General features: G+C 59.9%; 9 protein-coding genes. 6 read left to right on the forward strand and 3 right to left on the reverse strand.

Features of this window, described 5'->3' with window-relative positions; all coding sequences use genetic code 11:
- Positions 1-218: 218 nt before the first annotated feature.
- The gene (locus tag HB393_RS10035; protein WP_218623933.1) at positions 219-572 is read right to left on the reverse strand and encodes a hypothetical protein; all 354 of its coding nucleotides are present in this window, start codon (positions 570-572) and stop codon (positions 219-221) included.
- Positions 573-1,321: 749 nt separating this feature from the next.
- On the opposite strand from HB393_RS10035, the gene HB393_RS10040 reads away from it, so the two are divergent.
- The 6 genes from HB393_RS10040 to HB393_RS10065 all read left to right on the forward strand — a co-directional run bounded on the left by HB393_RS10040 (position 1,322) and on the right by HB393_RS10065 (position 12,193).
- Positions 1,322-2,983 carry an alkaline phosphatase family protein gene (locus tag HB393_RS10040; RefSeq protein WP_213805031.1) on the forward strand — a complete coding sequence of 554 codons (1,662 nt, stop codon included), beginning with the start codon at positions 1,322-1,324 and terminating at the stop codon, positions 2,981-2,983.
- Between the two features lie 50 nt (positions 2,984-3,033).
- The gene (locus HB393_RS10045; protein WP_213805131.1) at positions 3,034-3,939 is read left to right on the forward strand and encodes a dihydroorotate dehydrogenase; all 906 of its coding nucleotides are present in this window, start codon (positions 3,034-3,036) and stop codon (positions 3,937-3,939) included.
- 26 nt (positions 3,940-3,965) lie between these two features.
- Positions 3,966-5,555, forward strand: a complete 1,590-nt coding sequence (gene purH / locus HB393_RS10050; RefSeq protein ID WP_345945125.1) for a bifunctional phosphoribosylaminoimidazolecarboxamide formyltransferase/IMP cyclohydrolase — start codon at positions 3,966-3,968, stop codon at positions 5,553-5,555.
- 185 nt (positions 5,556-5,740) lie between these two features.
- A complete protein-coding gene (locus tag HB393_RS10055) occupies positions 5,741-7,837 on the forward strand; it encodes a tetratricopeptide repeat protein (RefSeq protein ID WP_213805032.1) in 2,097 nt (698 codons plus the stop codon).
- Positions 7,838-7,970: 133 nt separating this feature from the next.
- A complete protein-coding gene (dgt, locus tag HB393_RS10060; RefSeq protein ID WP_213805033.1) occupies positions 7,971-9,113 on the forward strand; it encodes a dGTP triphosphohydrolase in 1,143 nt (380 codons plus the stop codon).
- 437 nt (positions 9,114-9,550) lie between these two features.
- Positions 9,551-12,193, forward strand: coding sequence for a polysaccharide lyase family protein (locus tag HB393_RS10065; RefSeq protein ID WP_213805034.1), 2,643 nt, complete (start codon positions 9,551-9,553; stop codon positions 12,191-12,193).
- A gap of 27 nt (positions 12,194-12,220) precedes the next feature.
- Here the strand turns inward: HB393_RS10065 and HB393_RS10070 are convergent, their stop codons facing one another.
- Both HB393_RS10070 and HB393_RS10075 read right to left on the reverse strand, forming a co-directional pair.
- Complete coding sequence (locus HB393_RS10070; RefSeq protein WP_213805035.1) at positions 12,221-14,860, reverse strand: AMP-binding protein; 2,640 nt, start codon at positions 14,858-14,860, stop codon at positions 12,221-12,223.
- Positions 14,861-14,912: 52 nt separating this feature from the next.
- Positions 14,913-19,421 carry a glucoamylase family protein gene (locus HB393_RS10075; RefSeq protein WP_213805036.1) on the reverse strand — a complete coding sequence of 1,503 codons (4,509 nt, stop codon included), beginning with the start codon at positions 19,419-19,421 and terminating at the stop codon, positions 14,913-14,915.
- Positions 19,422-19,430: the final 9 nt, after the last annotated feature.

Below are 19,430 nucleotides of genomic sequence, written 5' to 3' on the forward strand. Positions count from 1 at the left end.
CCGTCTCCATCCCCACCACACGCCCCGATAGTTGCTGCTTGTTTTCACGCCCTTGCTGTCGATCGTCGTGCTTCTTTGCCGTTGTTTGTTTTACGCCGTCATCCTGAACGTAGTGAAGGACCCTGTATTTCACCGCCATGTCTGCCCGTGGGATCCACGCATTAAACAAAAAGCCCCACACTCAAACGAGTGCAGGGCTTTGCTAAAAAAGAAACGAACTAGTACCGAGGCCCAGGACCACCCGGTCCACCCCCGCCCATCAAGTGCCGCACGCCGACATCATACCCACGCCGGAAGCCGTCCTTATAATCCCGTCTCAAAGACCCTCCAACAGGAGGATGACGGAACTCATCGCGGTTATTCACATTCGGCGGCCGATGGTTCTCGAAGTCGCGTCGCGCCCCTTCAATTCCATCCCGGAACCCGCGCTGCTGGACGTCACGAAACTCCCGCGGCGGAGCATCCCACCCTCCACCCGGTCCACCCTGATAATTTCCCGGCGGCGGGCCCTGCGGCGAAGCATACTGCGCTTGTACCGAGACTGCACCAGCCATAAGTCCTACCGCTAACATGCCGAAAATCTTCTTAATGTTCACTGTCGTACCTGCCTTTCAAACTGTCAGAACATACACCAGCGTCATTAGAGTAAGGAACCCCTCCCACCGTTGCTCCACCCCATCAAATCAACCCACCACCCCACAAAAGCCCTCTTCACCCAACCCCAACCGCCGGGTGCCCCATCCTTTTTGCAGTTTTATCGCAAATAGGGTGGGGTATCGTGCGAAGCGCGACCGCCTATTCCATAAAGCACCAAAGCCCGGGTGGGGAATCTCACACAAGGGCCTCCCGTTCTTCACCAACCCCAACCGCCCGGGTGCCCCATCCTTCGCGCCTTTGTCTCTAGCGAAGGGTGGGATGTAAAACTTCCCTCCTGCCTCCTTCCTCAGCCCAAACTCCCATCCGAATAAATAATCTTTAGTCTCACCCTCAAAAAACCCAGCAAAACCAAATGTCAACCCCCAAACCCACCCAACCCCAACAAAACAAACCGAATAAACTTGCAAGCGAGTTTCAGCCAATCCCATAAAATAGAAACTAGAGATCGAAAAAGAGCAGGCCGGTCCAAAACCGGGCCTTAACTCTTTAGCTGACACAAATTTGGACGCAACCCCTGCAATCTCAATAATTTGAGTCGGCGGGGTGCGCCCAACTGTGTGGAACAAAACCGCTTACACCCAGGCAAGGGGGGGAGGCCCCCCGGAAAGGAGAGAAGGATGCAAACAACAACCCGCAACCCGGCCCAACCGTTTACCCTAACCCTATGCGAAAGTGCGTCGTCGTTGCTCTTCTCTCCCTGCTGCCCTTGGTCCCCGCTGTCTCCCACGCCGACGCCTACCACGCCAAGCCCAAACTCGTCGTCATCCTCGTCATCGACCAGTTCCGCGGCGACTACCTCGACCGCTACCGCTCCGACTTCAAGACTCCCAGCGGCTTCAACCTCTTCCTCAACCGCGGAGCCCACTTCACCGACTGCTACTACGACTACGCCAACACCATGACCGCCCCCGGTCACTCCACCATCGGCACCGGAGCTTACACCGACGGCCACGGTATCTCGCTCAACGAGTGGTGGGACCTCAAGCGCTCCACGACTCACCCCGTCAGCTCCGTGGAAGACGAGCGCTACGCCGTAGTCGGCGACCCAGACTCCAAAGACGTCGGAGCCTCGCCCCGCAACCAGCTCGCCTCCACCGTCGGCGACGAGGTGGTCCTCGCCTCTGGCGGAAAGTCCAAGCTCTTCGGCATCTCCCTCAAGGACCGCGCCGCCATCCTCACCTCCGGCCACGCCTCCAACGGAGCCTTCTGGCTCGACCACGCCAGCGGCAAGTTCGTCACCTCCACCTACTGGGCCACCGAACTCCCCCCCTGGGCCCAGGCCTTCAACAACAGCGGCCGCGCCGCCCAGGCCCTCCACGAGGCCGGAGCCCAACCCGGACACTTCTATGAAGAGGTCGGAGCGACTCCTGCCTCCGTGACTTACCTCCTCGACTTCGCCAAATCCCTCGTCTCCGGCGAGCAAATGGGCCACCACGATACCACCGACGTCCTCACCATCAGCATCTCCTCCACCGACATCCTTGGCCACAAGGTCGGCCCCGACGCGCCCGAACAGCGCGCCATGATCGACGCCATCGACGTCGACCTCAACGACTTCTTCACCTGGCTCGACAAGCACGTCGACGGCGGCATGGCCAACGTCTGGGTCGCCCTCTCCGGCGACCACGGCGTAGCTCCAGTACCCGCGGTCGCAGCCAAAGAGGGAATGCCCGCTACCCCCTTCAGCTCCCCCAAGCTGATCGCGGCCCTGGAAGTCAGCCTCAACAAGCGCTACTCTCCCGGCAAATCCACCAAATACATCCTCGGCGGAGAACTCCCCTACATCCAGATCGATCCCCGCGCATTCACCGCCCTCAAGATCACCGAGGCCGAAGCCGAGCAGACCGTCGCAGACATGCTTCCCGATGCCCTCGAATCCACCCTGCCTCCAGCCCCTGAAGGCGTCAGCCAGACCCGCCTTCCCCCTCGGCCTCTCATCCGCCGCACCTACACTCGCCTCCAGATGGCCGCCGGACAGATCCCCGCGACCGACGAGGGCCGCCTCGTCCTGCACAGCTACTCGCCCAACGGCGGCTGGTACGTCATGTTGGCCCCCGGAATGTACGAGATGGCCTCCGCCTCAGGGACCAACCACTTCACCCCCTACTCCTACGACCGTCACGTCCCCCTCGATCTCTTCGGCTCCGCCTTCATCCCCGGCACCTACCACGATCGCGTCGCCCCTATCGACATAGCCTCCACGCTCGCCTCGCTGCTGCGCGTCAACCAACCCTCAGCCGCCGCGGGCCGAGTCCTCACCATGGCGATCCGCCCCGAACCAGCAGCCTCCTCCCGAACTCCAATAAAGGTGGCCCCAGCCAAGTGAGTCAGCCGCCCGTACCCGCCAAAGCCCCCAAAGCCCCCAAGGGCCCCGACATGCGAGTCACCCTCGCCGGAGTCGAACTAGCCTCGCCTGTCATCGCCGCCAGCGGGACCTTCGGCTACGGAGTCGAGTTCGAAGAGATCCTCTCCCTCGACAAGATCGGAGCCTTCGTCACCAAGGGCCTCTCCCGCGAGCCGATGGCCGGCAACCCGGCCCCACGCATCATCGAAACCCCCGCCGGAATGATGAACGCCATCGGCCTGCAGAACATGGGCGTCCAGGCCTTCATCGCCGAAAAGCTCCCCAAGCTCCGCACCATGAAGGGAGCCGTCGTCATCGCCAACGTCTTCGGCTACACCATCGAAGACTGCGTCGAAGTCATCCACGCCCTCAACGACGCGCCCGGCGTAGCCATGTACGAACTCAACGCCAGCTGCCCCAACACCAGCCACGGAGGAATGGTCTTCGGCACCGACCCCGACTCCCTCTACAACCTCGTCCTCCACTCCAAGAAGGCCGCCAAGCGCCCCTTGATGGTCAAGCTCTCCCCCAACGTCACCGACATCGGCCTCATGGCCCGCGTCTCCTCCGACGGCGGAGCCGACGCCATCTCCCTCGTCAACACCTTCCTCTCCCTCTCCATCGACATCGAGACCCACCGTCCGCGCATCGCTAACGTCACCGGCGGCCTCTCCGGACCCGCCATCCGCCCCATCGCCGTCCGCATGGTCCACGAGGTCCGCCGCGCCGTCCGCATCCCCATCGCCGGAATGGGAGGCATCGTCCGCGCCGAAGATGCCGTAGAGTTCATGCTCGCCGGAGCCACCGCAGTCCAGGTCGGCACCGCCAGCTACGCCGATCCCCGTGCCGTAGAAAACATCGCCACCAACCTGAAAAAATGGTGCACCAGCCACAATATTCCCCGCGTCTCCGAACTTACCGGCGCAGCCATCCTCTAACTCACACCGAAAGCTAAAATATCCAAGTGCCTACCGATCTCAAGCCCATTCGTCGCGCCCTCCTCTCCGTCACCGATAAAACCGGCCTCATCGACTTCGCCCGCGCCCTCGTCTCTCACAACATCGAACTAGTCTCCACCGGAGGAACCTCCAAGGCCCTCCGCGAAGCCGGACTCACCGTCCGCGACATCTCCGACCTCACCGGATTCCCCGAGATGCTCGACGGCCGCGTCAAGACGCTCCATCCCAAGGTCCACGGCGGAATCCTGCACATCCGCGACAACGCCGAGCACGTCGCAGCAGTCAACGCACACGCCATCGAGCCGATCGACATGGTCGTCGTCAACCTCTACGCCTTCGAGAAGACCGCCTCCAAACCCGGCGTAGCCTTCCACGAGATCGTCGAGAACATCGACATCGGCGGCCCCTCCATGGTCCGCTCGGCTGCCAAAAACTTCGCCGACGTAGCTATCGTCACCGCCACATCCGACTACCCGCTCCTGGCCGAGGAGCTAGCCGCGAACTCCGGCTCCCTCACCCACGCGACCCGCTGGCGACTCGCCAAACAGGCTTTCGCCACCACCGCCGCCTACGACGCCGGAATTGCCTCCGCCCTTGAGTCCATCGCCGAGCCCTCTGGCCCTGCAGTCTTCGTGGAATCCCTCCCCCAGACAATCCGCGTCATCGATCCGCTGGTCTCCACCCTCCGCTACGGCGAGAACCCCCACCAGAAGGCCGCTCTCTACACCGACGGCAGCGGCAAAGGCGTAGCCTCCGCCCTACAGCTCCAGGGCAAGGAGCTCAGCTACAACAACATCGTCGACCTCGACGCTTGCTGGGAGCTGGTTAGCGAGTTCGACTCCACCAGCGACGCTGCGGTAGTCATCATCAAGCACACCAACCCCTGCGGAGCCTCCACCGGAGCTACCGTCCTCGAAGCCTATCGCCGCGCCCTCGAGGCCGATCCCGTCTCCGCCTTCGGTGGTGTCCTCGGCATCAACCGTGAGGTAGACGGCGAAGCCGCGGAGGAGATCGCCAAGCTCTTCGTAGAAGCCATCGTCGCCCCCTCTTACACCCCAGAGGCCCTGGCTCGCTTCGCCTCCAAGAAGAACCTTCGCCTCCTCCAGATCACGCCTGCCGATACCCCTCGCGTCCTCAAGCAGGTCTCCGGCGGTTTGCTCGTTCAGGACGCCGACCGCCTTCGCATCGCCGAGGCCGATCTCAAGATCGTCACCGAGCGCCAGCCCACCCCCGAAGAGCTCCGCGCCCTCCTCTTCGCCTGGCGCATCTGCAAACACGTCAAATCAAACGCCATCGTCTACGCCCGCTTCTCCCAGGGTCACGGTCAGACCGTCGGAATCGGCGCAGGGCAGATGAGCCGTGTCGACGCCGCCCGCTTTGGCGCGATGAAGGCCATCCTGTCGCTCACTGGCAGCGTAGCCGCCTCCGACGCCTTCTTCCCCTTCGCGGACGGCCTTGAAACAGTCGCCGAAGCCGGCGCCACTGCCGTAATCCAGCCCGGAGGTTCGGTCCGCGACGCCGAGGTCATAGAGGCCGCCAACAAACGAGGCATAGCCATGGCTTTTACAGGAATACGACATTTTCGCCACGGATAAATGTGCTGAAAGCGCTGATAATAGGAGGAAGGCCCTCGCACCACGGCTATAATCACGGAAATCCGGGCCAGGCTGTACGAGTGGTCTTCCTCGGTGCTGCATCCAATACTGTAACGGTACCGTCTAAAAGGTGTCTTTCGTTCTGTTTCAGTACAGGCCAACAACGGCCGAGGAAACCACACTTCATGACCTTGTCTCAGCGCGCACCCCGTCTTCGCCCCTTCGGTCTTCTTTCGGCGTCCGCCCTTGTTCTTTTTACGGCTTCAACTTTGTACGCCGAAAAACCGGTTCCGCAAGCGGCAGCACCCCAGATCCAAGATCGTTCCGCTGCCTACTATCACTACGGACTCGCACACCTCTACGAGGATCTAGCCGTCAACGCTGGTCGATCCGACTACGCGACCCAGGCCGTCGAGGAGTACAAGCTCGCCCTCACCGCAGATCCCGACTCGCCGCTCCTCCAGGACGGACTCGCCGACCTCTACTTCAAGATCGGCCGCATCCGCGAGGCAGTCACCGCCGCGCAGGAGCAGGTTAGCCGCAACCCGAATGACATCGACGCGCACACCCTTCTCGGCAAGGTATATCTCCGCTCTTTGGGAGATATGCAAAGCGCTCAGTCCGGCCAGATGCTGCAACTCGCCATCGCGGAGTACGAAAAGCTAGCCCAGCTCAAGCCCAACGACGTTGAGGTCCACCTTCTCCTGGGTCAGCTCTACGGCTTCAATCACGACTCCGCCAAGGCGGAGCAGGAGTTCAAGGCCGCTCAGAAGATTGACGCGAACTCCGAAGAGGTCGTCCTCAACATGGCGCGCCTCTACAGTGAGCAGGGCGATGCCCAGCGCGCCGCGGATACTCTCAGCTCCGTCCCCGTCGGAGACCGTTCGGCACGGATCGAGTACGCCCTCGGCATCAGTTACGATCAGCTCCACAAGTCCAAGGAGGCTATCGACGCCTACCGCCGGGCCTGCGATCTGGATCCCGACAACGTCGACTCCCAGCGTGGTCTAGCTAACGCCCTCCTCGCCGACGGTCAACTGGACGAAGCTCTCAAGAACCTCAACGCCATCGTCGCAGCCGAGCCCCAGGACGCCGTCTCCCAAATCCACATCTCCGAGATTCAGCGCCGGCAAGGGCACTACGATGAGGCGCTCGATACCCTCAAGAAGGCCAAGCCGCTCGCGCCTGACTCTCTCGAACTTACCTATAACGAAGCCTTGATCTACGACTCTCTCGGCCGCTACGACGAGGCCACAGCGGTTCTCGTCAAACTTCTCGAGGGCTCCGCTCATACCGACGGCAAGTACTCCGACGCCGAGAAGGCCAACCGCGCAATCTTCCTCGATCGCCTCGGAATTATCTATCGCGAGCAGAATAAGACCACGGAAGCGGTAGCGGCTTACAAGCAGATCCTCGATCTGGGTGGCGACTTCGTCAAGAGCGGTTATCAAGGCGAGATCGACTCCTATCGCGACGCTCATCAGTGGAAGGAAGCGACCGCTGTCGCTGCCGATGCCGCGAAGGCTCTTCCCAAGGATCGTCAGGTTCAGTTGATGTACGCAGGCCAGCTTGCGGATATAGGACATCTCGAGCAGGGAATCACCCTGGCTAACGCTCAACTCGCTCCCGCACCCGGCAATCCGGACGACCGCGACGTCTATCTCGCTCTCGCTCAGATTTATACTCGTACCAAAAACTTCAAAGGCGCCTCCGAGCAGATCGAAAAGGCTTCCGCTCTCGCAATGCGTCCTGAAGAAAAGCTTTACGTCAGCTTCCTCCGTGGAACTCTTTACGACCGCGAAAAGATGTACGACCAGGCCGAGGCCGAGTTCCGCAAAGCGCTCGTCATCGACCCGAACAATGCGACCGTATTGAACTATCTCGGTTACATGTTTGCCGACCGCGGCGTCAAGCTTCCCGAGGCTCAGGCCCTGATCCGCAAGGCAGTCGATCTGGATCCTCAGAACGGCGCTTTCCTCGACTCTCTTGGCTGGGTTCAATTCAAGTCCGGCCAGTACGCCTTGGCGGAAGAGAACCTCCGCAAGGCGAACGAACGGATCAATACCGACCCCACTGTCCACGATCACCTCGGCGAGGTCTATGAGAAGACCGGCAAGCTCAAGCTCGCCGTCGCTCAATGGGAGCGCTCCATGACCGAGTACGCCCGCTCTCTTCCGGCGGACGCTGATCCTGCCGACGTATCCAAGGTTCAGCGCAAACTCGAAAACGCCCGGGTCAAGCTGGCCAGGGTCACACCGACAGCCGATAAGACGGCAAAATAGCGAAACGCCATCGCCGCAATCCTTCCCTGGATTGCGGCAGACTCTCACCCATCCGAGACCGCCGCTGTCCGCTTCGAACGGACCAGCGGCGTCTCCGTATCACGCACCGGATTCGTTACACTTATTAGAGAACATGGCAGGTCCACTCCAACTCTGTGCCGTCACAGGAGATGAGCACAACCCTCTCCTTGCACGGGTCTATCCCGCGCCCTCCCGTGCGTCGCGCACCTCCTTCCAGCGCGACCGGGAGCGCATCGTGCAGGCTCGCGCCTTTCGTCGCCTCGCCGGCAAGACTCAGGTCTTCACCAGCCGCGCCTCCGACCACTTTCGCAGCCGCCTCACCCACACCATGGAGGTCGCGCAGATCGCCCGCGCGACGGCCTCCACCCTCGGCCTGAACGAGGACCTCGCCGAGACCTTGGCTCTCGTCCACGACATCGGACATCCTCCCTTCGGACACGCGGGCGAGCGAGCCCTCGACGAATGCCTGAAGCGCCACGGACGCCGCTTCGACCACAATCTCCATGCTCTCCGCATCGTGGAGCACTTTGAGCAGCGCTACGCAGCCCACCGCGGCCTCAATCTCACCCTCGGCGTACGCGAAGGCATCATCAAGCACTCCCGCGACTACAGCGCGGAGCAGCACCCCGAGCTAGCCTCCTACTTCCTCGGCGAGCGCCCGCCCCTCGAGGCTCAGATCATCGACCTCGCCGACGAGATTGCCTACCTGACCGCCGACTTAGATGACGGCGTAGAGTCTGGCCTCCTCGACATCAACCACATCTGCGACAACGTCCAGATTCTGGCCCGCTGTTATAGCGCTGTCGCCAAACAGCACGTAGGAGTAGATCAGAAGTACCTCTTCAACGAGGCTCTGCAGTTGATGCAGAACATCCTCACCGACGACCTCATCCACACCACCCTCGAGAACACCCGAGTGCTGGGCGCGACCTGCTTGGACGACATCAGGAGCCACCCTTCGCGGCTGGCCATCTTCTCCCCGCAAGTGGAAGCGGAGCGGCTTCAGGAGAAGCAGTACCTCTACGACACCCTCTATACCTGCACCGTACTCGAAAACGAGCACGACAAGGCCGAAGAGGTCGTGACCTCTCTCTTCAACTATTGGATCGAAGAGCCCGAAGAGCTTCCCCCCTCCTACTTCGAAGAGGTCCAGACCGAAGGACTCGCCCGTACCGTCGCCGACTACATCGCGGGCATGACCGACACCTTCATCCTCCTGCAATACGCCGAGATCAAACGCACGATCCGTCGCTAGAGCGAATCCGAAGACCGTAGAGGCATGCCATCGCCTCCAGTGGTTGTCAGTGAAGTGAGATTCTTGGTCATTGCCAAGACAAGATGAGACCAGATGTTCCGTTAAGGGACTGGGATCATTGTGAAACGAATCCTCTTGCGGCATTGATCTTAATTTCACGAAATTATTCGCACCCATCTCCAAAACTCTATTGACGGTCGCGAGTTTTGCGCTTATCGTTTCGGTCGTTCTTAAACCAATAGAGAGACAGTTTCTTCATGAGCTACACCTCTGTCCGGAACGCGCGAATCTTACCCACCGACCATCCTGCACAACCGCATAAATTGTCTTCGCTTAGTACAAGCTGACCAGGCAACACGCCTGAATCAAGAGCGCCTGTCTTTAGGCAGAACCATGGATGAAAACCTTTGAGGGAACCAATGAAAGCAGAAAAGCTTATGCGCACTCCAGCAATCCATTGCGCCCGGATCGCGGTCTTGATTCTGGTTGGTCTTCTCGCTTCGCCCGCGAACGCCCAAGCCAATCCCGATGTGCAGGTCCTGCTGGATGGCGCGCCCGCGGCGGTCGGTACCTACTCGTTCCCATTTCCATCGGGTTCGTCAGGACTCGTCCTCGATAACGGTCTCGTTCGATTTACCTTCAACGGAAAGAACGCCACGTCGAAGACCATGCTGGCACTCTCCATCGTCGCCAACGGCCAGGAGCTCGCGCCGCTTGACGGGCAAAATTCTTTCTACGTCGACGCCAGCGGCGGCACACCCAGCCTGTCCTGTTCCCAAGTCAAGATACTACGCAACTCCGCAGACCTGGTCGAAGTAGCCTTTGTCGATACGACCACAGCGACTCTGCGCCCCGAACATCACCTCATCATGCGTCGCGGTAAACGCGGTCTCTACGGCTATGTCATCGAGACCGCCGCCAGCGCGTTCAGCATCAGTGAGCTTCGCGTCGTTACCCGTTGGAATCGCACGCTCCTCGATCACGTCTTCAACTGGGAGCGAGGCAGCCCGGACGCGCCTGGCACAGCATTGAACGGCCAGCAGCCTACCTACGCGTACCTGGCGACTCAAACCAACATCCAGGATGAGACATGGCGGGTCGATGGCATCAACAATCCTGCTCTGCCCCCTCCCGATAGCAACTCTGGCAACCTTCCCAACGGCTACGTCTATACGAAGTACAACTGGTCTCTCTACCATCACGAGAACCCTATGTTCGGCCACTATGGTCACGGCTATGGAGCCTGGCTTACACCGTTGGGAGGCGTCACGGATCAGACGCTCGCCGCGTTTTATGGAGTCGGTCCCAATCACCAGGATCTGGCCGTACACCAGGACGGAATTGTCTTGAATTATTTTGGAGCGAACCACTACGGTCTGCCCAGCTACCCTCTGCCCGCTGGCTATAAACGCCTCTATGGCCCCTGGTACTTCTTTGTGACGGTTGGAGACCCCGTCAATCCGCAGAGTGTCCTTCGCGATGCCTACGATGTTGCGCAGGAAGAGATCGCCGAAAATCGTGCAGGCTCCGATTGGATGAATGATCCTCTCTACCCAACGCCGGCGCAGCGCACGACCGTCACAGGCCATCTGCAGATCGCCGACGGAAGACCGGCTGATGGCTTCTGGGCTCTGCTCTCCACTCAGAACGTCACCGACGTCTACACCATTCACGAGCCCACTTACTTCGTAAAGACCGACGCCAATGGCAACTTCACCATTCCTGGTGTCCCTCCGCCATGGGCTCCCGGCACGACGAACCCCGGGAGTTACACTCTCTACATCTTTGCCAGCAAGGGCTCCATTACGGACCAGTACAAACAGACCGGCATCACCTTTAGCGGACCTACAGCAGATCTCGGCACTATCGCGTGGACTCCGACCAATCGCACCACCTTCCTGTGGCAGATCGGCAAAGCCGATCGCATGGGCGGAGAGTTCGCTCTGGCGACGAATCCCGCCGACGGATCGAACCCCCGCGCCTATGAAAAGCCATCGCAGATACCAGGAACGCTGACGTATACCGTCGGCAGCAGTTGGGAGCCGAAGGACTGGTACTACGCACAGACCAACGCTGGCACCTGGACCATCAACTTCAACCTCTCTCGTCTCTATACCGGAACTGCCTTTCTCACCGTCTCAAGCTCGATGCAGCAGGGCAGTGCGCCCACGGTGGCCGTCAATGGCTCCTCCGCCGGCATCACCGGTTCGTTGCCAACCAATAACGACTCCACCATCGCTCGGCAGACCGATCGCAGCGGATATCCACGCTTGGCCACTCTTTCCTTCCCCGCATCACGGCTTGTAGTCGGCGCTAACACGATAACGCTCACGCGTGGCGCAGGCTCGGCGGCCGGAAACGGCCTGGGCTGGGACACCTTTGTCATGGAGGTCAACGAAGGCATCTCGCCTCCGGCAGCTCAACTCGCCGGCCAGGTGGTGGGCATTACCGGCACCTCCACAAGCAACGTCGTAACGCTGCAGATCAACAATACTGGCGCGGGAGACGCGAACGATGTTCGTCTGGATGGCTTCACCTTCCCACAAGCGGGCGCCTCTGATACACCAGCCATTACCGGTCGAGACCCCAATCGATTTCCTGTTCCGATCGTCAACAATATTCCCGCGGGAGGCTCGACGACAGCAACCGTTCAATTGGATTTCAAGAACGTTCCGCACTCCGGTTTCAATGCGGTGATTCCATTCAGCGCCAACGGCGGCAGAGTCCGGGGCAAAGTAAATGCCAGCGTATCGCCCGTCATCGCTGGGAGTGTCAATCTGGTGACCACCTCCACCATCGCAAAGCAGGGAGACGGCAGCTACCTGGGAACGGTGAAGATCACCAACCTGGGCAGCGGAACAGCGCAAAACGTGCAGTTGACGAGTGCAGCTCTGGGTGCGGCGGCAGGATCGGCCGTGCCGAACATGATCGGCAATATCGCACCCGGCGGTGGCCCGGCAGTCGTCACTGTAGTGTTCCCCGCAAGTGCAGGCGCTACGGGCGCAGCCGTGCTTGAAAAGTTCTCAGGAAGCTATACCGGTGGAACCTTCAGTGGCACGCTGCGCTGGGTCTTGCCATAGAGAGGCCAATCCATCCCGAATCGCAGATCACTCTGAGGCCGCCTGCTTGATAAGGCGGCCTAGAGCTTCCTCTAACGCGCGAGTCAAATCTTCTGGTTCTACCGCTTCATCCATCGCAATAGGATCTCCGATCCGAATCGTAAGCTGTCCCGAACGAAACCAACGACCGTCTCGCCGCATCTTCCCTAGGCCTATCAGAGCTATCGGAAGAACGGGGACTTGTGAGTCGTGCGCCAGCAGGCCAATGCCCGGGCGAAAGGACGCCATCTCTCCGTCGTCGCTGCGATGCCCCTCCGGAAAGATCAGCACTGAATAGCTTCGATCGAGAGCTCGACCCGCATAGGCAAAACTACTCCGAAAGCCGCGCAGTCGCGGAAGAGGAAACGTGTTGAAGAGCCCAGTGATCAGCCAATACGCAAACGGAGCAAGAGCGTTCCTCCACCAGTCTCCTTGATTGCGTCCCTTCCGGAAGTCCAGCAGCATCTCTCCAGCCATCGCAACGCTGACGCGCCGCCGTAGCCGGCCAGGAAGTGCATACAGAATCAGAGCCCCATCGTATGCCGTGACGTGATTTGCAATCAGCAGAAAAGGCCCGGCAGGCAGGGAAGTGAGATCGTTCACTATCTTCGGCGCAGCCAGAAACCAAACGAGTGGACGCATGACCAACTCCACAAACAAGACTCGTACGATCTGCACGGGAAGCGCCCAGGGCCACTCGGGATAGATATGCTCACTGGCGATAGTGCCTACTTGTTTGGGAGCTTTGTGCGATGAGGCCTTCGGTTTGGTCTGCTGCTCTGCTAGGTCTGTCGATTCGTCGGAAGCAATGCTGATCGGAGGATGACTCGTGTAAGCCGATGACGCGGACTCGACCAAGGTGCGAAGTTCTTGAAGTGTCTCTACCTCCGCCATAACATCATCCGAGAGCTCAACTCCAAGCCTCTGCTCCAGAGTCGACTGCAATTGCACTCTGCCAAGGCTATCGAGGTGCAAATCCTCCGAGAGCCGACGAGTAGCATCTCCGCTCGCAACTGGCTCACCGGTGATGGACTCGATAACCCGAAGCAACTCATCTTTGTTGTAGCCGTTAACCTCTTCCAGGGAATGCTTACTCTGATTGAGAGCTGTGCAAGCCCACTCAGCCACCGCACGGCGCAGAAGCTTCCCTGTGGAGGTATACGGAAAGCTAAGCTCAGGCCAACGCAGGAAGCGGCGAATCTCCTGAAAAGAAGCTAACCGGTCGTTGGCACGCCGGACCGCGGTTTGTAACTCGGCATCATCGCCCGAGAAGAGTACAACCGCGACCGGCTCAGAGCCTCCGCTGGCCTCGCAGGACACCACCACGCACCCTCGCACGCCCTCTTGATTCGAAAGCGCGTTCTCAAGATCGGCTGGATGGATGTTCATGCCCGAAGCGGTAACAATGACATCCCCCTTTCTTCCAACGAAGCGGAGGTCGCCGTTTTCATCCTGCTCTGCGAGATCGCCGGTAGCAAGCCATTGTTCTTCGCGCGGCTTCATCTCTCCGCCCTGCCACGTCGCAGCAGAAAGCATGCCTCCACGCACCAGAATCTCGCCGTTCTCAAGGCGTAGCTCTCGCCCGGGAAGCGCCTTGCCGATCGTTCCGCGGCTGATATGCAACGGATGATTGAGAGTGATCAGCGCAGCCGTCTCCGTCATGCCGTACCCCTGGATAAGTGCGAAGCCCAGAGAGTTCCAGAAGCGCTCCAGGTCCGCGGATAACGTGGCTCCGCCACAGATGAAGGCCCAGAACTTCAAGCCGAAAGCGCGATGAACCCGTCGAAACCGCCACCAGCGCTTCCATGCCGGCAGACTTTGAGACCCATCGAGTTCTGCTCCAAGCTCAGGGAAGCGGCTCTGCAGATGCACACGCAGCAGATGCAGCACTCGCGGAACGGCAACCAACACGGAGATCCGTTCGCGATGAATGACCTCCACCATGCGAGCCGGCTCCAACTGCGACTGAAAATGCACCTCCGCAGCCAGCAGACAGGGAATGTAGAGACCCATGAACTGCCCAAACACATGACTCAATGGGAGTGTGTGAAGAAAGCGGAGCGGATGCACCACGCGCTCGTACTTACTATACTTAACAATCTCCTCTTCAATAGGACCAAGGCTCGCCAGCACATTGCCATGCGTATGCACGATTCCCTTTGGCTCGGAGGTCGTCCCTGACGTAAAGACGATCTGAAATGGAGTCTCCGATTTAACCGTTGGATGAACGTCAAACAAGGCCCGCTCGGGCAGGCTTCGATCGAAGTCAGAGAAGCTCAACTGAGAAGTCCCAGCTCCTAACGTCCTTATCAACGCTGCGTCTCCAACGATCAGCTTTGGAGTAGTGTCTGCGATCACCCGGTCTGCAAATCCACATACCCCAGCCGCATCCAGAGGAACGACGACAACACCGCGCAAGAGACACCCGAAGAAGGTGCCCACCCACTCTGCACAGTTCTCTCCCCAGAGAACCACACGTTCGCCCGGTGCAATACCTTGCCGCTCAAGCTCTGCGCTGAAGCGCCCAGCCAAAATGGCAAGATCCTTATAGCTCGTTCGGTAAGTCCGGTTCCCACGGTGCAACACAAGAGCCGTCTCATCTCCATGATCGCGGAACTCTGCAACGAGACTGGCAAGATGCAAACGCATAGCTGGCGGCTTCACTCTTCCATACAGCGAGAGAGCTCCAACGGCAACCGGACTACTCCGCTTTGGCGCTCTCTGTCGATAGGGTTCGTGTCTCAAGACTCTTGAGTGTCTGCCTGCTCAAAGGACGCTCATGCAGCAGAAGCTCCGCGGCCCTCACCTTGGGATTCGCATGGAACCAATTCTGGAACGCGTTTCCGCATAGCAGGTTGGTGATCGCGAGTAATGACATCCCCTGGTGATGCGCCATCCACGACCGCACCATCTGTGGCTCGCCCCCATCGATATAGTCGGCAGCTTCATAGAAGCCGTAGCCTCCAATCCAACCCATACCGGCCATTCGGTGCAGGTTTGAGAGAGCCTCCTCCCGGCCGAAAGGCAACGCCAGGAAGGTGGAGTATGGCGAGATGATGGGTCCGTCCTCTGCTCCATACTTCAGTGCAAGCTCAGGAATGCCCCACGCCTGATATCCATACCGCCCCTGCGGATCGGTCTTGGCAAAACCCGACTCTGAGATGCCCCAGGGAATCCCGCGAACATGCTGCCGTTGTATCGCAACAGAAGACTCGAGCGAGCGCGAGATTAGAGTATCCGGAAAGCTGCGCATCCACAGCGTAGGCATCAGGTACTCGAACATCGTGCCGGTCCAGGAGAGCAATGCCGCCCGTCCCTTGACCAGCGAGTGGGTTCGATCGAGCCGGAACCAAGCCTTCTGTGGAATATCGCCACTCGCCACCGCCAGGAACGATGCGATCCGAGCCTCTGAGGCAAGCAGGTCGTAACAGGCGGAGTGAATCTCCTGCGTCTGCCCATCGAATCCGATTGAGAGTAACTGCCGCGACTCCACAAAGAGAAAGTCGTACCGCATCGCATCCGCATGCCGCTCTGACTCCTGCAGAATACGGTGGACGCTCCCATCCAACTGCGTAATGCCGGCAATCGCATCCGGCATCAGCGTCCGCAGCGCGACCGCCAACTCGCGTTCTGACGAGCCGTCCGAAGCGGAGGCCGCCAGCTCACTCAATCGCGAGTCCATCGCATGCGCGTACTGCACAGCACGCTCCAGCGTCGGAATCACTGCATTATCAGGGTCGCTGAAGTGCAGCACCCCGAACAGCGGAGTGAACTGCGGCAGCAACCACGGAGTGCATGTACTCACGAACGCAGCCAAAGCGTCGCGCCGCCGGATCATCTCCTGCTCTTGCCAGCCGGTGATAGACTCCTGCGAAGTGTTCGCCTGCAACACCGCCGGCTCCGACTCCTGCCACTGAATCAACCAGGCCACGGCCTCTCGAAGAGAAGCATCCTCCTGGAACGATGGCGCCTTGCTATTCCGCTCGTTTCGCTGCAACATCCGCACCAGCGAGACGAAAGACTGCATATCCAACAGCGGAAGCTTCAGCAGCTCAAGCGTCCCACCATGCAGCGCATAGAACGACGCCGCCAGATTACCGCTGTCGACAGTAGATACGATATGAGGCGCGATAGGCCGCAGCGTCTCAATGTCGTACCAGTTATAGATATGCCCGCGCTGCTTCTCAAGACGATCATAGGTGGCAAGCGTCTCCGAGGTGGCAAGCGCAAACTCAGGCAGAGTAAGGAAGCCAAGGCGAAGCGCAGCCTGACGCGCATTTAGCAACATGCCGAGATTGGTCGGAGACAGCTTGCGAACCTGATGCAACCCCTTCTCTTCAACGTTGTCCGGAATCAGCCAGTGATTTTCAGCTCCGCCAAACTCCCCAAAGTAGCGCCAGATGAGAAGTGCCTGCTCCTCCAGAAAGCGCTGCTCTTTAGCAGGCAGAGCCCCGGCGACCTTACGAGGCGGAGAGTTTAGCCATCCCGCGATGATCGGAGCCAACGCCCACAGGAACAGAATCGGCCCGGCAACATAGAGTGCCCGATAGTGCACCAGCGCCACAACTCCACCCAGCACAAAAGAGACCAGCGGACAAAGCTGCAGATAGAGATCTAGCGTACTGCCCGATTTACCAGTCTCAGCCTGCGCCGCAGTCTCCCACTCCAGCAGCCGCTTGCCTGTCACAAACCGCCGCACGAGCGAGCGCGTAATCGCATCGAGAGAGAGCAACGTCTGGTGAGGGATGAAGACCAGCGTAAGAAGATGGAAGCCCAGCGACGCGAAGAAGGTCCGAAAGCCATCCATCGCTCCTGCCGTACTCAGCTTGAGAGCAGCCCGGCCCAGGTTGAATCCAAGCTGCACAAACACCGGCACCAACATCAACGCCAGCGTGACCAGCGTCCAGTACAGCGCGCCGCCTGGCAAAAACAGCCAGCCCGAGACCAGCAGCAGAAAAGTAATCGGCTCAATCAAGCTGCGCCGCAGATTGTCGAAGATCTTCCATCGCGAGATCGTGCTGATGGGGTTGGAGACCGACTTACCCGACTCATCCGGCACCTTGCTGAACAGCCACTGCGTAATCTGCCAGTCGCCCCGAACCCAACGATGCTTCCGTCGCGTATGAGCAGAGTAGTGCGATGGATAGTCGTCGATCACCTCAATATCCGTAGCAAGTCCCGCCCGTGCATACGCACCTTCAATCAGGTCGTGCGAGAGCAGGGCATTGCGCGGGAATCGGCGGTCCAGCACCAGGTGCAAGGTCGAGACCTCATAGATCCCCTTGCCGGTAAAGATGCCCTCTCCGAACAGATCCTGGTACACATCGGACACCGCACGCGTATAGATGTCATAACCCGTCTCGCCCGAGTAGAGTGCCGCCAGCCGCGACCGCGACGCCGAAGACACACTCACCCCCACCCGGGGCTGCAGAATCCCATAACCTGCCGTAACGATGCGACGCCGCGGATCGACGATCGCCTGGTTCAGCGGATGCGCCATTGCGCCAATCAAGCGTGCGGCAGTGCCTCGCGGCAACTGCGTGTCGGAGTCCAGCGTAATCACATACCGAACCTTCTGCAGCACATGAACCGGTCCCGCCTTCAGCGGAAAGCTATCGAACTCCCCCAGCAGCAGCTTATTCAGATCCAGCAGCTTGCCACGCTTGCGCTCCCACCCCATCCACACGCCTTGCCGTGTATTGAAGACCCTATGCCGATGCAGCAAGAGGAAGCAGCCTGCGTTCTCCGCGCCATACTTGCCGTTCAGCTCATCGGTAAGATGGATCGCCAGCTCGACCAGGCTATTGCGATCCTCCGGCTGCGGCCGCTCCTCCGAATCCGGCAAGTCAGTCAGCAGACCGAAGTGAAGATGAGGATCGTGGTTGGAAAGATACCGCGCCTCCAGGTCCTCGAACATCTCCCGTATCTGCGCCTCATGGATCAGCAGCGTAGGCACGACAACGAAGGTGGTCTCCTCTTCCGGAATCCCCTTCGCAAAATCCAGCTTCGGCAACGCCCGCGGAGCCAGCATTGCGCTCACCGCGTTATTCACCAGGTCGGATGCACCCTGCGTCGCCGGCAGCAGTGCCAGAAGTAGAGTCCCCATCACCGGTAGGAACTCATGATGCGGCACCAGCGGAGCAATGAACGCCGCAATCAAACCGATCGACAGAACGTAGATCCCGAAGATGTACACATCGACATTGTTCTTCCGCAGAAAGCTCCGCAGCCGCTCCTTAGGAGGAGCGTGATAGCCGATACGCCGAGAAAGCTCCTCGAAGCCCTCCTCGAAGAGGTAGTAGCCAACATGCGACATACGCAGCGTAAGCCGCGGATTACTCCCAGACCGCGCCGCTGCCTCCCGCGTCATCTTGAGCACTACCTGCGCCAGCTCAGTCTCGCTGCAGTCCGAGTCCTTGGCCAGCTCGGCGACACGCTGCCTGTAGGTGCCGCGAGTCTCCTCCTCCATGCGCGCATACGCGCCCGCCGGATCCTCCGCAAGCACTCCGTTGAACGCCACCACCTGCTCCAGCAGCAACTGCCACTCGAACTGATTCAGACGCCTCATGCTATGGATCGGCGCGGAAAAAGGCGACTCCTCAATCGAAGGCATCGGCCCTGCACTCGGCGCATAGGCCTCATCGGCCCGGTCGAGAATGAACTCCAACTGCGCGAGCTTCAGCGCACCGGGAAGCAAGAGCACCTCGGCCAGCAGCAGCGGATCCTCCCGCTGCACAACGCCGATATAGAGCGCGAGAGACTCCTGCGACCAGATACCCTCCGCAGCCGCGATATATTCCTCCGCCAGATTCACCACACGAGGCACTGCTCCGTCCGGCACCTTGACATAGGGAACCTTCTCGAACTGCCTCCGGCTCGCGGTCAGCCCCGTAAGCACCGCCTCGAACATGCGGCCGCTCTCCAGGAACTCCAGCGTCGGCGTCAACTCTTGTGACGTCACCAACGCCTTGCAGGCGCGTAGCCGTTCCGCAAGACGAAGCAGCAATTTCTTCAGACGCGCATCGAGATCGGCCGCCCGCTTGGCAGGCTGTACCTGCTGCATCTTCGTTGCCAGATGAGCGGCATGGTCTCGTAGCACGTCATCGGAGACGAACGGGCGCTCCGGCAAGCCGGCCACCTTCAAATCGGATACTGGTGCCGTCGGAGGAAGCAACTGCTCCGTCCCTGGATTGTTTTCAAGCTCGGGCATGAATCCTTT

The sequence above is a fragment of the Granulicella sp. dw_53 genome (assembly GCF_018449545.1).
Taxonomy (GTDB): Bacteria; Acidobacteriota; Terriglobia; order Terriglobales; family Acidobacteriaceae; genus Edaphobacter.